Annotated in this window: 15 protein-coding genes; 5 read left to right on the forward strand and 10 right to left on the reverse strand. The window is 37.0% G+C overall.

All coding sequences use genetic code 11. The features are described from left to right. Positions 1-295: 295 nt before the first annotated feature. Positions 296-808 carry a GtrA family protein gene (locus ACTJKN_RS04525; RefSeq protein WP_440823054.1) on the reverse strand — a complete coding sequence of 171 codons (513 nt, stop codon included), beginning with the start codon at positions 806-808 and terminating at the stop codon, positions 296-298. Positions 809-1,026: 218 nt separating this feature from the next. Then, entirely contained in the window at positions 1,027-1,716 is a 690-nt protein-coding gene (locus ACTJKN_RS04530; protein ID WP_440823056.1) for a CAP domain-containing protein, read from the reverse strand. A gap of 139 nt (positions 1,717-1,855) precedes the next feature. On the opposite strand from ACTJKN_RS04530, the gene ACTJKN_RS04535 reads away from it, so the two are divergent. Then, positions 1,856-3,055, forward strand: a complete 1,200-nt coding sequence (locus ACTJKN_RS04535) for an NlpC/P60 family protein (RefSeq protein WP_440823058.1) — start codon at positions 1,856-1,858, stop codon at positions 3,053-3,055. A 287-nt stretch (positions 3,056-3,342) separates the two neighbouring features. On the opposite strand, the gene ACTJKN_RS04540 is transcribed toward ACTJKN_RS04535, so the two are convergent. From ACTJKN_RS04540 to ACTJKN_RS04575, 8 genes are all read right to left on the reverse strand, one after another. Continuing rightward, positions 3,343-4,107: an SDR family oxidoreductase gene (locus ACTJKN_RS04540; RefSeq protein WP_440823060.1), complete on the reverse strand. Its 765-nt coding sequence runs from the start codon at positions 4,105-4,107 to the stop codon at positions 3,343-3,345. An 86-nt stretch (positions 4,108-4,193) separates the two neighbouring features. Then, positions 4,194-4,601, reverse strand: coding sequence for a helix-turn-helix domain-containing protein (locus ACTJKN_RS04545; protein ID WP_131028662.1), 408 nt, complete (start codon positions 4,599-4,601; stop codon positions 4,194-4,196). Positions 4,602-4,739: 138 nt separating this feature from the next. Beyond that, positions 4,740-5,612: a DUF6252 family protein gene (locus ACTJKN_RS04550; RefSeq protein WP_440823062.1), complete on the reverse strand. Its 873-nt coding sequence runs from the start codon at positions 5,610-5,612 to the stop codon at positions 4,740-4,742. 31 nt (positions 5,613-5,643) lie between these two features. Next, positions 5,644-6,324 carry a 2'-5' RNA ligase family protein gene (locus ACTJKN_RS04555; protein WP_440823063.1) on the reverse strand — a complete coding sequence of 227 codons (681 nt, stop codon included), beginning with the start codon at positions 6,322-6,324 and terminating at the stop codon, positions 5,644-5,646. Positions 6,325-6,531: 207 nt separating this feature from the next. Beyond that, positions 6,532-8,175 (reverse strand): glycine--tRNA ligase, encoded by a 1,644-nt coding sequence (locus tag ACTJKN_RS04560; protein ID WP_440823065.1) that lies wholly within the window; start codon positions 8,173-8,175, stop codon positions 6,532-6,534. Between the two features lie 337 nt (positions 8,176-8,512). Beyond that, complete coding sequence (locus tag ACTJKN_RS04565) at positions 8,513-9,580, reverse strand: IS110 family transposase (protein ID WP_440823067.1); 1,068 nt, start codon at positions 9,578-9,580, stop codon at positions 8,513-8,515. A gap of 349 nt (positions 9,581-9,929) precedes the next feature. Next, positions 9,930-10,133 carry a hypothetical protein gene (locus tag ACTJKN_RS04570; RefSeq protein WP_440823069.1) on the reverse strand — a complete coding sequence of 68 codons (204 nt, stop codon included), beginning with the start codon at positions 10,131-10,133 and terminating at the stop codon, positions 9,930-9,932. Next, on the reverse strand, positions 10,130-11,551 hold the full coding sequence (locus ACTJKN_RS04575; protein WP_440823071.1) for a S8 family peptidase: 1,422 nt from the start codon (positions 11,549-11,551) through the stop codon (positions 10,130-10,132). The genes ACTJKN_RS04570 and ACTJKN_RS04575 overlap by 4 nt, the downstream gene beginning before the upstream one ends. A 349-nt stretch (positions 11,552-11,900) precedes the next feature. On the opposite strand from ACTJKN_RS04575, the gene ACTJKN_RS04580 reads away from it, so the two are divergent. The 4 genes from ACTJKN_RS04580 to ACTJKN_RS04595 all read left to right on the forward strand — a co-directional run bounded on the left by ACTJKN_RS04580 (position 11,901) and on the right by ACTJKN_RS04595 (position 15,521). Then, the gene (locus ACTJKN_RS04580) at positions 11,901-12,455 is read left to right on the forward strand and encodes a hypothetical protein (protein ID WP_440823073.1); all 555 of its coding nucleotides are present in this window, start codon (positions 11,901-11,903) and stop codon (positions 12,453-12,455) included. Between the two features lie 638 nt (positions 12,456-13,093). Further along, complete coding sequence (locus tag ACTJKN_RS04585; protein ID WP_440823074.1) at positions 13,094-13,879, forward strand: sensor histidine kinase; 786 nt, start codon at positions 13,094-13,096, stop codon at positions 13,877-13,879. Next, positions 13,876-14,508, forward strand: coding sequence for a response regulator transcription factor (locus tag ACTJKN_RS04590; RefSeq protein WP_440823076.1), 633 nt, complete (start codon positions 13,876-13,878; stop codon positions 14,506-14,508). The genes ACTJKN_RS04585 and ACTJKN_RS04590 overlap by 4 nt, the downstream gene beginning before the upstream one ends. Positions 14,509-14,600: 92 nt before the next feature. Continuing rightward, positions 14,601-15,521, forward strand: a complete 921-nt coding sequence (locus tag ACTJKN_RS04595) for a glycerophosphodiester phosphodiesterase family protein (RefSeq protein WP_440823078.1) — start codon at positions 14,601-14,603, stop codon at positions 15,519-15,521. The last annotated feature ends 67 nt before the right edge of the window (positions 15,522-15,588 follow it).

Below are 15,588 nucleotides of genomic sequence, written 5' to 3' on the forward strand. Positions count from 1 at the left end.
AAAGTGGTTGGATAAATTAACAGGCGAAAGTAATAAAGGTTTTAGGCGGGTAAAATGATGGCTTAATCATTAGAAAAGGTGCTGTTGTATTTCATCGGCGAGCTTCGGCCGGGCTGTGCGCTATATCTTTTGCTGCCATTCGACTCCGCTCAGGCTGACAGCAAAAGGATACCGCTTCCATCCCGTTTAGTTACTTAGGCCTTGACTGATGAACTTAGTTTTTTTGCCATCTGCCATAATTAATTCCGTGCCTTCCGTGTTTCCGTGGCAAAAACACTTATGTCGTTAAATTGAATTAAGGATTTTTCTCCTCCTTTTTACCCCCGATTTTTTTAACACTAAACGTAAAGTAATGTTGATAGAGGTAACTGAAAAGTGCCATTAAAACCGAAACCAGTATTCTCGAAAGCATTGCCAAAGTTGGATAATCTCTTAAAAGTTCCAGCAAAAACTTCAATAAAACATAGTTGGCCAGTATGTTAATGAATTGAAGGTTTAAAAACCTAAAAAGCTGAACCCTCCCTTTTAATTCGCTATGGGTAAATATCACATACTTATTAAGCAAAAAACTGGTTGGAATAGCAACGGCATAATCGACCAATAGCGATGCGGTTTCTCTCTGAAGTACAATTACCCCAAAATCTACTTCTTCGGTTTTAAAAATGAAAAAGTAAGCAAAATAATAACTTAAAATCCCTAACAGCAAAGTGCCGCCACCAGTGGCCAGATATCTGAAATTATGTAAGGAAATAAATTTTTTAAAAGGAGGGTAAAAAAAATCTATTACGGCTAAAATTACTGTGCGCATTACTTAAAACTGTTCGTTGTTATTATTGGGCCACACCAAATTGCATAAGCGGTCGTCATCCTGAATTTATTTCAGGATCTTTCCTGCGATAAAGATGCTGAAACGAGTTCAGCAGGATGTGGTGGCCTTGAAATATGCGATTTGTTATGCAACCGTTATTACTGGGCGCAATTTACAATTAAATTTTTATTGCTACGGTAATGAGATAATTTATCGATTTACTGATTATTAGCATAAGAAGCAGGTTGTGCCACAAAATCAATTACTGCGCACCAGGTATAAGAGGGGTGTGGCTGTATGCTTACGCCAACGGTATTGAGCTTGTATTTTTGATCGAGTAAATTAAAGCGGTGGCCAAGAGAAGGCACGCCACAATCTAACAACAGGTGGCAAACAATATCTAAACTGTTGGAGTAACCAAAATCGATATTTTCGCTCATGGCCTTGTTAGGGAAATATCTGGATAACCGTTTAGAAAATTTATCTCCGTTACTGCTTTCATGTGTATCTAGATTATTCCTGTTTAAATCCTGTGCATGGTTCCGGCTTAATGAAGTTAATTTATCATCAGGATAAAACATCTGCAGGTTTTTTACGCCACGCAAATGTTTAAGCAAAGAAGTGTAGTAAGAATTATTTTTGGTAATCCTGAGTTCATTGTAATTTCTGTACTTCCGCACTTTAGCATTATAATTATTGATGTAGTCTTCTAAAAAGGTATAATAAAACTTTTCGCCATCTATGCGGATCAGGTTTATATACATCACAATATTTTTTTCTTCGTTGCTTAAATAAGAGGCATTCGCTGCGGTATTGGCTTTGCGGAATTCGGCATCAGTCCACTTTTGAGCATTAACCTGGCCGGAAAAAATCAAGAATAATAGGGTAGGTAGAAGTATTTTATACATAGGATGATTTTCATGATAACGTCTTTTAATTTTTTTTATTTCTCGGCTGTTTAAAAATAATATCGCGTAAGCAATTAGTTACAGCCTTTACCTGATAACGCAACATGAATATTCGTAATTTTAGTTTTAGAAAACGATGATGAAAAGAATATTAATATTAGGCTGCTTATTAAATTTTGCAGTTTCCTTAAAGGCGCAGGTTGATACGGCAGCAATTAGAACGGTTTCGAATCAGATAAAGAAAGAATTTGCCCCAGATAAACGGTCTGTTTATTTTAATATTCAGTTTAAAGGAGATACTGTTTTTGCAGAAAGTACCTCGGCGCAAGTGCTCGAGGCGCTAAATAACCAAAGCAAAGATTTTAAAGGTGTCGTTAAAATAAATACACTCCTTCCTTCAAACAAACTGTCAGGAATGGAATATGGATTAGCCAATCTTTCGGTCTGTAACAATAGAGCAGCTCCTCAAAATGCAGCAGAAATGATGACGCAGATGATTTTGGGCACACCTGTGCAAGTATTAAAGAAACAAGGCGGCTATTATTTGGTACGTACACCCGATGGTTACCTGTCATGGACTGATGCTACCGCTGTAAGTGTAATGGATAAAACGGCCTTTGAGGAATGGAAAAAATCAAAAAGGATTATTTTCACTTCCGATTTTGGTCATGCTTTTAGCAAAGCAGATATGAACTCTTCACGTGTTTCCGATTTAGTAAATGGAAATATCTTAGTATTAACGGGCGAAGAAAAAGCTTATTATCGAGTAACTTTTCCTGATAAGCGAACAGGCTATATAAAAAAAACTGATGCACAATTGTTTTCGAATTGGTTGAAAAAGCCTAATCCAAATGCGGAAGCTATTTTGACAACTGCAAAAACATTAATTGGTGTGCCCTATCTTTGGGGAGGTACATCTATCAAAGGGGTAGATTGTAGTGGTTTTACCAAAACAAGCTATTTCCTGAATGGAATCATTATTCCGAGAGATGCCTCGCAACAAGCTTTGGTTGGTGAAGACATACCTGTTTTAGAAGGAGATTCGATTAACCTCACTAAGTGCCTTAAAAATTTAAAAGCTGGCGATTTATTGTTTTTTGCTGCGGCAAAATTGAAAGGAATATCTGTAGGAAGAATAACACATACTGCTATTTATATGGGCGATGGCGAGTTTATTCAATCAGCTGGAATGGTTAGGATTAACAGTTTAAAACCAGATGCAGCTAACTTTGATGAACGTGAAAGCAAAACCCTGATTAGTGCTAAACGATTTCTGAACCGGATTGGCACGTCCGAAATTACAAGGATTGATCGACATAACTGGTATGGAACTTTTTAATCTTATGTTGAGGGTTAATCTATTTTTAAATATCAATGATACGGGATTTTAAGGAAATGATAGGTCTTGAAAGCTCGTCATTTCGACCGTAGTGGAGAACCCGAAGGCTCTGCAAAGCAAAATTTTTAAATTTTATTTTAATAATTTGGTTCAAAGATCTCTCCATTCCGTTGCACTCCAGTCGAGATGACGAGCTTTCTATAGGAATCTATCAAAGGCACGAAGCTTCCTAAGTTTTTAATTTTCCTTAGTGTTCTTTGTGCCTTGGTGGTTAACTAATTTGAAGCTTATAAAAACATACCGCCTGATGCTTCAATGCGCTGCGCATTAATCCACCTGGCATCTTCAGTACATAAAAAAGCCACCACGCCACCAATATCATCTGGCAAACCTACGCGGCCTAAGGCTGTATTCGAAGCGATTCCTGCATTTATTTGCTCGTTATCGCGCACTACACCACCTCCGAAATCAGTTTCAATAGCACCAGGGGCAATAATATTAACTCTGATTCCTCTTGCACCTAGTTCTTTGGCCTCATACCTTGTTAAGGTTTCCATAGCACCTTTCATCGATGCATAAGCTGCGTAGCCTGGGGTAGCAAAACGTGCCAAACCAGTAGAAAGATTAATAATCCCACTGCCATCATTTAATAATGTTAAAGCCTTTTGGGTTAAAAAGAAAGCTCCTTTATAATGGACGTTTACCAAAGTATCAAATTGTTCTTCGGTCGTTTCGGCAAAAGATGCATGAATGCCGATTCCTGCATTATTCACTAAAAAATCGAATTTTTCGGCATTAAAAACAGATTTCAGTACAGCTTTAACTTCTACGAAAAAAGCATCGAAAGTTTTGGTGTCGGCTACATTTAACTGTACCGCGGCAGCCTGTACCCCCAGCTGTTTTATTTCGTTAACAGTAGCTTCTGCTTCTTCCTTTTTAGATTGATAAGTAACAATTACACCAAGTCCTTTTGCCGCAATTTTTAAAGCAGCATTTTTTCCTAATCCGCGGCTGCCACCGGTTATTAGCGCAATTTTATTTTGTGTTTCCATTTTCTTTTAATTTGTTAAACAAAGTTAGATGGAAACCAGCTATAAAAATGGTGACAGCTTAAGTAAAAATGGTGACTGTTTAAGTTTTATATGGTGACAATTTCCTTATTTGTGGCCAAAGACTGGAAATAAGCTTCTCTGTACTGTTTGGGTGTTTGGCCAGAGAAGTGTTTAAAAAACTTGGTAAAGTTAGATGGATCGTAAGTTAGTGTCCTTGCAATTTCGGCAATAGGCATACTTACATTCTGTAACATCGATTTCGAAATTTCCATTAAACGTTCTTCAAAGAAATAACAAGGTGAGTGGCCTGTCGCCGATTTAATGGTATTGCTTAAGTGTGTAGGGTGAACGTGGATAAGCTCGGCAAAATCTCTTACTTCGAACATTTCAGTTGCCCTGCCCGATACTACATCGTCTAAATGTTTGTCCAGCTCTTTCAAAAAATCGGCTGCGATTTCGTGTTGACGGGCAAAAAACTTCTGCGGAATTTTCATATTAAAGCGATTGCTATTTAAACAAATATAACATCCTGATAAATGAATATAAAATCTGAAAGCTATTTGTGACCAAACAATTATTAAATGAAAAAACCGCTGATTTTTAGACCAACGGCTTATTTTAAAATTTAATTGTTATAATTTACTAAAAGGCAAATCAAAAGTGCCATCTGTAATATTTACTGATGTTTTTATAGTGCCGTTCTGATTGGGGCCACTAAAGAAAAATGTTCCTTTTAATTTATTGCCGGCTTCGCTGGTAATTATTAGAGTTCCAGTTTCTGCATAAAACGAACCTGTTTGGCCTTGATCTTTCATGTAAACTCCGGTTCCATCTTTTGCAATATCATAAGTTCCAACACCGTTATAGCCAACAATTGAAATGATTAGACGTTTATCGCCATTTACAGTAGTAATCGTTAATAATTTGCCAAGAGGGGAGGTTATGGATGCTGCTTCACCAGTAAAGCCAGTTGGTATACCGTCTACCTTTGCATTTAAATTGTTTGTGCTGTTATTAGATTCGGGGATTTTAGCTGGTACTAAGCTGATCATAAACTGCCCATCGCTAATGGTTTTGCTTGTTGCAGTTGATTGATTTTCTCCTTTAAACTCAAAAGTACCCTTAATGTATTTATCTGCTAAATAACTGGTTATCTTTATTGTTCCAGATGTACTGCCTATGTAAGTGTCCTGAAAGAAGGATGTGCCTGTGAGATAAGTTGCCAAATTGTAGTCGGATAAGGCATAAGTTCCAACGCCTTTAAAATCGCTGATCACCAAGGTAAATGCTGTGGTGCCTTTAAAACCCGAAATTTGTGCACTTATTTTTCCGCCGACATCATAAACCTGGGCGGTAGCTAATGTACATTGCAATAAAACGCCATCAACTTTAGCGCTCATGGTAGATAAATCCCATTCCTGATGGTAATCTATTTCTTTTTTACAAGATGACGTTATTAAAAGGCATACTACTGCCAATAGCGATAATTTGAAAGGTAATTTCACGAGCGTTAATTTGTTTGGATTAATTAATATGCTAAGATAAACAAAACTGATGCAATTTTTCTACAAATCTTTCCCGCTGGTACCAATCGTTATAAACCAATTCTACTTCCTTCACCTCAAAAGTGCCAAAATCAAAATCCCTATATTTTTCGATAAGCTGAACCAAGGCATTTTTGTTTTCGAGTTCAGACCTGAAACGGATCACCGTAGAATGAGCGGTTTGGATGGCGTAACGCTTATCGATACTTTGTTGCAAATCTGAATTTTTAAAGTCTGCCCGCAAATCATCTCTGATTTCGTTTAAGGTATCGGTTAAAAAGCCTTGAATTAAAATGCAGGATGGCGATGCCGTAAGTCCTTTAAACTGAATCTTGAAACGCTTATGTCTGGCTAAAACCTCTTGGATGAGCTGAATGTAATTCTGAATACTGATATCCTTTAAATCAAAGCCTTCATAGCAGGAAATGATAGACATCAGGGTAATGTGTATGTCAGCATTCTGATAATAATATTGATCTGGCTCAATTGCTTTTGCTTCACTTAAAAACTGCTGGATTCTACCTTTCGCTGCAGCATCTGGTCTGATTACCAGTGTGATTCCAAAACGCTGATCGGTATCCGAATCAATTAAATGATCTGTTTCATAATTTCCGGCAGATATCTTTGCAATTGATTCATTATAAAGTTTACGGTAATGCTCGGCTAAATTCATTTTTTGTACACAAAAAAGTCGCAGGGTTAAACCTGCGACTTGATAAAACGGTCGTCATCTCGACTGAAGCGTAGTGAAATGGAGAGATCTACAAAGGCAGGTTTTCTCAAATACTTTCCACATCCCTCTAAATGAAGATTTTATGATCTTTAATCGCTATTCCAACGATTTTGAATCATATCTGATTTCTTAAAGAACGATGCTTTTTTATGCCAACAAAGTTTTCCAACTTACTGCCGAGCTGATAATGTTTCCTAAATCGGCAATGGCTACACGCTCTTGCTCCATACTGTCGCGGTGGCGGATGGTAACCGTGTTGTCTTCTAAACTCTGGTGATCAACGGTGATACAGAAAGGTGTACCAACAGCATCCTGGCGGCGGTAACGTTTACCGATAGCATCTTTCTCTTCATAAATACAGTTAAAATCAAATTTCAAAGTATCCATGATCTCACGGGCCTTTTCAGGTAAACCATCTTTTTTGGTCAATGGGAAAACAGCCACTTTGTACGGCGCTAAAGCTGGATGTAAACGCAATAATGTACGGCTATCCTGTTTATCATCGGTGCTTAAATCCTGCTCTTCAAAAGCATTAATCATAGTTAACAAGAACATACGGTCTAAACCGATAGAAGTTTCGATAACATAAGGAACGTAGTTGCCATAAGGTTTACCTTCTTCATTTAAATCGTTATCGAAATATTGCATTTTCTTGCCAGAATATTCCTGGTGTTGTGTTAAATCGAAATCGGTACGGCTATGGATCCCTTCAACCTCTTTAAATCCGAATGGGAATTCGAATTCAATATCAGTAGCCGCATTGGCATAGTGTGCTAATTTTACGTGGTCATGGTAACGGTATTTTTCAGGCGAAGTACCTAAAGCTTTATGCCATTTCAAACGTGCTTCTTTCCAGTATTCGAACCATTTTTTGTCTTCACCGGGGCGCACAAAAAATTGCATTTCCATTTGCTCAAATTCGCGCATACGCATAATAAACTGGCGGGCAATTACTTCATTTCTGAAAGCCTTACCAATCTGCGCAATACCGAAAGGAATTTTCATCCTTCCTGATTTTTGAACATTTAAAAAGTTTACGAAAATGCCCTGTGCTGTTTCCGGACGAAGATAAACCTCATCGCTTCCTTCAGCCATTGCGCCAAATTGTGTGCTAAACATCAGGTTAAACTGGCGCACATCAGTCCAATTGGAAGTTTTAGAAATCGGGCAGATTACCTTATAATCAACGATTAAATCTTTCAGCTGTGCTAAATTTTCAGATTTAAGCGCAAGGTTCATTTCTACCTCAAGTGTTAAACCCTTTTTAACAAATCTCCAGCTCGCTTCTTCAACAAAAGGATATTTACTGTGATCTAAAATCGTTTCCTCATCTTTAAATGTTGGCACCCAGCTCGCCTGGCCTTCATCACTTAAACCTAATATTTCTTGTTGAAATGCCTCGAATTTTGCTTTGTTTTCTGTGCTGAAATTGGCCAGTTCCGAATATAGCTCATCAATTTTATTCTCTAATAACTGATCGGCACGGTAACGTTTTTTTGAATCCTTGTTATCGATCATTGGGTCGTTAAAACCATCAACGTGTCCGCTGGCTTTCCAAACCTTAGGGTGCATAAAAATTGCAGAATCAATCCCTACAATGTTTTCATGCATTTGTACCATGGCTTTCCACCAGTAGGTTTTAATGTTGTTTTTTAACTCGGCACCCAATTGGCCGTAATCGTAAACGGCGCTTAAGCCATCATATATTTCGCTGCTCTGGAATACAAAACCGTATTCTTTGGCGTGTGATATTACATTTTTAAACTGTTCGTCGTTATTCTTTTGAGCCATAATGCAGCAAAGATAATAAAAAGGTGGAGGGTTTAAAGGTATAAGGCTGAAGGTTTTTGATCAATGGTAAAGTAACTGCAGATTTTAGAATTTCGGCACTTAACTTAGGTATTATAAGGTGTCTTAGGTGGTCGGAAACAGACGAAAGGTATCTTACCAGTAAGCCTATGCCCTTAAATCTCTTATATGGTTCAAAATAATTAGGAAAGCAATAGTTGTGCTAGTCGGTTTCGGAGCTCCTGCATTCCGCTTTACTCCGTTACACCCGTACTCGCTGCATCCGATAGATTCTGTGTTAATTTCCAAATAAAATATTTTATTTTTGTTTCATAGGCAGTCAAGAACTAGCCAGTGTAGCGTGCTGATCCTTTAGGTTTAGTGCGCTACTTTCTTTTAAAACGGAGTATTCTTTTTGATATTCCTGTTTGCTTTTATAAATCACATATACCATTTCTAATAGCTTTCTTTGAACTGCTACGAGTGCTTTCATTTTAATTCCATGTCTTGAAACTATTCTAAGATAGATTTCTCCAAAGTTTTTATCATGCTTAACGGCTACCAAGGCAGGTAGATACATTGCCTTTCTAAGATGCCTATTTCCTTTCTTGGATATTTTTGGCTTTCCTTTTACAGATGTTCCCGATTGTTTTTCTTTTACGTCCAAACCGGCATAACTTGTAAGTTGCTTTTTGTTTCTGACCAGCTCAAACCCATTTGTTTCAGCCAAAACAATGATTGCGGTAAGTTTCCCAATGCCTGTTATACTACAAATGCGTTTTATTTCTGTGTTTAGATTAGCATCACCATTAACAATCATCCCCAGATCGGCTTTTATTTCTTTTTCTTGCTTATTCAACAGAAGAATCCTTTCATTAAGTCGTTGCAGGCTGCGTTCATTCGGCTCCACTTCAGACTTCTCGGCATGGACCTGGTTCTTTACAATAACCCGTTCACTTACAACCTGATCACGCTCTCTTGTAAGTTGTTGAAGCATATGAAAGATTTTCTTAGGCCTGTGCCATTGATCAAGATTTCTTTCCAGACCAAACTGTGCGATCGCCTCAGAACAGCTTTTATCTGTTATGGTTTTGTTTTCAAGTGTCCGAATGTAATTGCTGATTTTATTTGGTAGAACGATAGTTACTTCACGGCCGTGATCATATAGGTAAAAGGCAAATTTTTGATGATAGATACCGGTAGCTTCCATTACAAAACGAACTTTAAGCTCATTGCTTGCAAGTTTTTTTATCCAATCCAGTAAAGCCATAAAACCAGCCTCATTGTTCTTGAAAACTTTATGGGCATAAAGATCAATACTCAAATCATCGAACATTCTCCCAACGGTAACTACCAGTTCCTTTTGTGCAACATCTACACCCAATACTTCCTTTAATACTTTTTTCATCATTTTAAGTTTAATTATAAAGTGATGAATCTCCCTTCGTTTTTTCTCCTGGTTGGATATCCTGGATATTATGACATGCATAATTCCTTACATTCTGTTCAAACTCTAAGAGATAAAAAGGAAAGAGGTAGTATCTATCGGTCAATATACTTCGTGAGTTATTTAGCCATCGGTCTACTCTCAATCCTTTTCACTTTATGTTACTAAATTAAACATAGGAGCTATCGGATCAGGTTTAGGTGGCTGGAAATGTGAAACTATTATGTTTAAATATAGGGCGCAAAAAATCGGTGCAACTAAATGTCACACCGATTTTTAAAATTAAGTAAGTGATTAGGTTTTTGTTGGCTTAAATGCTGATGTCCCTTTCCTCCTCAACACTTAGTACGCCATCAATTTTTTTGATATCTGCAATTTTATGATTGCCCGGAACAATTACGATTACACCAATTGAATCTAAAGCTTCTGTATCTTTGATACCTATTTTGCTTAACTCGTTAACTACTTGGTTTATAGTTCCATCCTTTACAGATATTAACCATTTTGTTTTCATCTTATAATTTTTTTAATTGGGCCAATTGGATCGATAGGGAATTTCGGATTAACTAAAATCGGGAATTTATCAATTGGGAATCTATCAATTGGGTATTTTATCAATCTTGTTTTTGTAGGCGCTTGTACTAGTCCTGCACCTACATCTCTGCCAGGTAAAGGTAACGTTTTTGCAGTTGAGGTTAATTTTCTCCACAAATTAATTCCTCTCAGACCCGATGCCTGCGCCCATAGTGCGGCAATACCGGCAACATGTGGGGTAGCCATACTGGTTCCGTTCCAGCTTGCATACTTGGTAGGCAGCTTTGTAGAAGAATATACGTTAACGCCTGGAGCAGCAATATCTACAGCTCCATAAGTTGGGTAAAGACCTCCGTTAGAAAAAGCAGCTACGTTCATATTTACATCTACAGCACCCACAGCCATTATTGATGGGCAATTTGCAGGGTGCATTACCTGTCTTACAGTGCCTGGCCTTGCCGAATCGTTTCCTGCAGCAGCAATAATTAAAGTACCTTGTGCTAAAGCACGGGCGGCAGCGGTTTCAAAAACAGCAGAATAACCTGCGCCGGTTACAAAGCCCCTTAACGACATGCTTACCACATCACAACGGTTGGCAATTGCCCAGTTAATGCCGGCAAGAATGCCTCCATCTCCACCAGAACCACCATTGCTTAAAACTTTTCCGATATAAATACTGGCGGCATAAGCAATACCGTATCTTTCTGTTGCGGATGGCGAGCTAGAAGGACCACAGGCAGTACCCGTACAGTGTGTACCGTGGCCATGTCCATCCTGTGTGCTTTCTCCGCTAATAAAACTTTGATGAACAACAGGACGGCCAGCAAAATCAGGATGATGGAAATCAAATCCTGTATCCAATATGGCAACTTTAATGCCTGCACCATTGTAAGGGTTGTATCTTAAAAAGCTGGTTGGTACAACATTGGTTGCTTTTAATCCCCAGGTAGCGCCAACAGATTCTACTTCCGATTCTTGCTCTTCATAATTGTAATCTTCTGTTTCGCTTCCAACCAATACATTGGTCATTTGGTTTACCGCATCTCTGTAACCCTCTACATAATTTTGGGTACTTTCATCCAGCATTCCAATAGCATAAACTACTCTTTCCTTTTCTACAATCATTTCACTTTCGCCTAAACTGCTGATTGAATTTTCAATTTTTGGTTTTTCGTTTACGATAGCGATTCCCAGCTTGTCTAGTATAATGCCATCTGTTTTAGCGAGGTCTTTATCTGTGAAAAACTCGTTTTCAAATTCTAAAGAGCTTTTTAAGTTCAATCCGCTAATAGAATTGATCTGGTTAATAGAATCGGAGGTGTTGGATCCTTCTGGTAGAAGTACCAGGTATCTTCCTGTGTATTCTACTTTTTCTTCTTTTTTCAAGGTTTTTGACATGGTTTAAGTTTTTAAGTTTTGCCTACTCTATTTAGGATTTTCGGCTTATTCCAATTGGTGTTTTTGTTGTTAAACACTAAACCAAAGTTGAAACATTTGGCGCTAGAAAACCTTAGGTAAACCCCTATAAATCAATCGTAAAAGCAACAAAATAAAAAGCGGTAAAAACAACAATAAAATATGGGGAAAACCCCATCTGTTATCTATAAAAGTTTTATCACATTTGGGAATAAAAGTTAACTTTAATTAAAACTCAAAAATTATGGAAATGCAACATCTACCTAGCTATGCTATCGTATTTTTATGCGGAGCACTAGCATGTTATCTGTTACTAAAATTAATCGATCTTATGAAAACAAACGAAAGGCGGGGACATCCAAATACCATGGATCCGGCTATAATTCAACAAATGGTAGATGGTTACCGGAATAACCATTTAGCAGCAATTAATAAAGCATTGGGAATAAACGATTCGCATTCTGTTTCTTTCGGTTTAAAAACCCTAAAAAAATTCATTGCTGATATCGAATTTTTGAGCAAAAAAGTAGACCCGCGGATTGTTGATGGTGCATTGGGTATCCGTTTCTACTATGCTGCTTATCCAAAGGAGAACGAATGGAATGGTTTTGAAGCTGAAAAATCGATAGGAAAAAATTATGCTCAAAAACATACACTTGTGATGATCCCTACTTTAAAGAAAAAGATCAGTGATGGAAGTTACCGGGACTATGACTTCAATCCTTTAGATCGGTCTACTTTCCCACTAAAAGAAAGAGAAAAAGAGCAACCAATTACCTTAATGGCCATGAGTTCGGATAGTAGTGATACTCAATCGCGTGAGGTAATGGCTCAAAATCACGGGCAGCTTATTCCTCCTGCTGATTCAGCTATGCAGAACTATTAATGCATTATTTTGATGAGCGATTCTCAACAATTTCTAAGTGACAGTTTTCTCTGGATTGAAGGAGGGGCTGCACTGATAGCGCTATGCTACTTTAAACGATTAAAGGAGCAATATTGGAGATATTTTATCTATTATCTGATCATTATTTTTATCAGTGAAGTTATTGGGAAATGGGGAGGACAGTATATTAATTTTTCAAAAACAAAATATTATAATTATATCATTATCCCCTTCCAGTTTATATTTTTTTACTGGTTATATGGTGCAAAATCCTTTAATAATAAAATGTTATTTTGGACCATTACTGCGTTGTATGTATTCTCATTTATATTCAGCGCACTTTACTTTAAAGAAAGAAGAATAATATTTTCATTTAACTATACTTTTGGATGCCTTATTTTAATGGTTTTGGTTGTAATGGAATATTATAAACAAATTACATCTTCAGATATCATTAATTTTAATAAAAATAGAATGTTCTATATTAATTTAGGTGTCACCTTATTCTATATTGGCACCCTTCCTTTTTTAACATTTTATTCTCTTTTGAGGGCTTATACTCAAATTTGGAACATTTATTTTGATTATTTTTTGATTTCTAATATTGTAATGTATGTATTATTCTCAATTTCATTCATATGGGGAAAACAGAACTCTTAATTACCATTATCCTTTTTAACCTGTTTTTCGTGCTCTTTGTAGTGGCCATTATGGTTTATATTAAAAAATATAAAGAACGGAAAAGGGAATATCTGAATGAAATCAAAATCACCAACGAAATACACCAGAAGGAACTTTTAACTACCCAGTTAGAAATACAACAGGCCACCATGCAGCAGATCGGCCGCGAATTACACGATAATATCGGGCAAAAATTAACATTGGTGAGTCTTTATACTCAACAACTGGTGCACGAAAACAAAGTGCCTCAGGCAAGTAAAAGAATTGAGCAGATTTACCAGATCATTAATTCATCCTTGCAAGACTTAAGGAGTTTGTCGAAAAACTTAACGAACGATAATATAAGTGAAAATGAAATTGTAACTTTAATACAGGAAGAAGTAAACAACCTCAATGCTTTGAAAAAATGTAAGGTAACCTTTCAATACAATTGCGAAAGTATACATCTGGAGTTTGTGAAAAAGAATGTATTGTTAAGGATAACACAAGAATTTCTCCAAAACAGCTTAAAGCATGCGCATTGTAGCAATATCAAAATCCAGCTAAACTCTTTTCCTGAAGTTTTTTTAGCGTTAAAAATACAGGATGATGGAGTAGGATTTGATTATACTAAAGTCTCTTCTGATGGTATAGGATTAAAAAACATGAAAAAAAGAGCCGAAATTATCGGTGGACAATTTAATTTAGAAAGCAAACCCGATTTAGGCACTACACTTACTATTATTTTAAATGGCCCGGCATGAAAAAAACTATAGTTATTGTTGATGATCATATCCTGATTGCAAAAGCGCTTCAGGGCATTATAGATAATTTTGCAGCCTTTGAGGTGATGTATGTTTGTGAGAACGGAAAAGAGCTGATTAAAAACTTCGAAAACAGCAATAAAATCCCCGATATTTTGCTTTTGGATATTAGTATGCCCATTATGGATGGTTTTGAAACTGTAACCTGGGTAACTGCACACCATCCGGAAGTAAAAGTAATGGCCCTGAGTATGCAGGGCGAAGAAAAAAGTGTGATTAAAATGGTTAGCAACGGTGCTAAAGGCTATCTTTTAAAAAATGCACATCCGGTAGAGCTCGAAAACGCGCTTACAAAGTTGAATATCAATGGATTTTTTTATCCTGACTGGGCATCAAAAATCATTTTCTCCAGCCTAAATAAAACCAAAGATGTTGAGATCAAAATTTCAGATCGGGAGAAAGAGTTTTTAAAATACACCGTTACCGAGCTTAATTATAAGGAAATAGCCGATAAAATGTTCTGTAGCCCACGTACTGTTGAAAGCTATCGCGATCAGTTATGCGAAAAACTCGAACTTAAAACGCGGGTTGGACTGGCTGTTTTTGCCATCAAAAATGGCTTTGCGTAAAGGTTAATTATTTAAAAGTATGAATGGTAAACTGATATGATAGCGCGATTACCAGATTTCAACAATTAACCAATTAACCTTACTTTTGAAGCATGAAATTCCATCATTTGCTGTTTTTGGTTATGGTTGCAGTTTTTACCTCATGCAAACCAGAAGAAAAAAGCCATCAATATATTAAGTTTAATACAACCACGGAGTTATATCAATTCTTAAAATGGTCTCCAGAAAACCGTTTTCCATTAATCAGTGCCCATCGTGGTGGCCCGATGCCTGGTTTCCCTGAAAACTGCATCGAAACATTTGATAATGCCACCACCTATAATCCAGTAATTATCGAATTCGACATTGCTTACAGTAAAGATTCGGTAATGGTGATTATGCACGATGATAAGCTCGATCGCACTTCGACCGGGAAAGGACCGATTGGCAATTATACTTATGAGGAACTGAAGGCTTTCAATCTTAAAGACAATGGGGGCAAAGAAACAAAATTTAAAATTCCTACTTTAGATAGTGTATTAAGCTGGAGCAAAGGGAAAGTTTTATTAACCATCGATTTGAAAAAAGGTGTTTCTTATGCCAAAGTGATCGAAAAGGTAAGACAATATAAAGTAGAAAGTAATTCAATAATCATTACTTATACTGCCAACCAGGCCAAGGAGGTGCATCAATTGGCACCCGAACTCATGATTTCGGCTTCCGTTCAAAAGAAAGCAGAATTGAAACGTTTAAATAGCTTGGGTATTCCCAATAACCGTATTGTAGCTTTCGTCGGTGTTTCTGCTCCAGATAAAGAATTGTACCAATACCTGCACAACAAGGGCATTACCACTATTTTAGGCACTATGGGGAATATCGACAGGAGTGCCATTGCCAGTCCTGTAAAAAATGTTTATTATCATTTGGTTAATAACGGTGCCGATATTTTGTCGGGCGATAATTTACCACAGGCATCAGAAGAACTGGATAAGTTTAGGTATAATAAAAAGTTAAGTTCAGCGCATATAAACTAACCGCAAATGGAAAGGATGAATACAGATCGGTTTACCAATTATAAAATCTGTGTTTATCTGTACAAAT

The organism is Pedobacter sp. 22163 (genome assembly GCF_052045595.1).
In the GTDB taxonomy this organism is placed as follows: domain Bacteria; phylum Bacteroidota; class Bacteroidia; order Sphingobacteriales; family Sphingobacteriaceae; genus Pedobacter.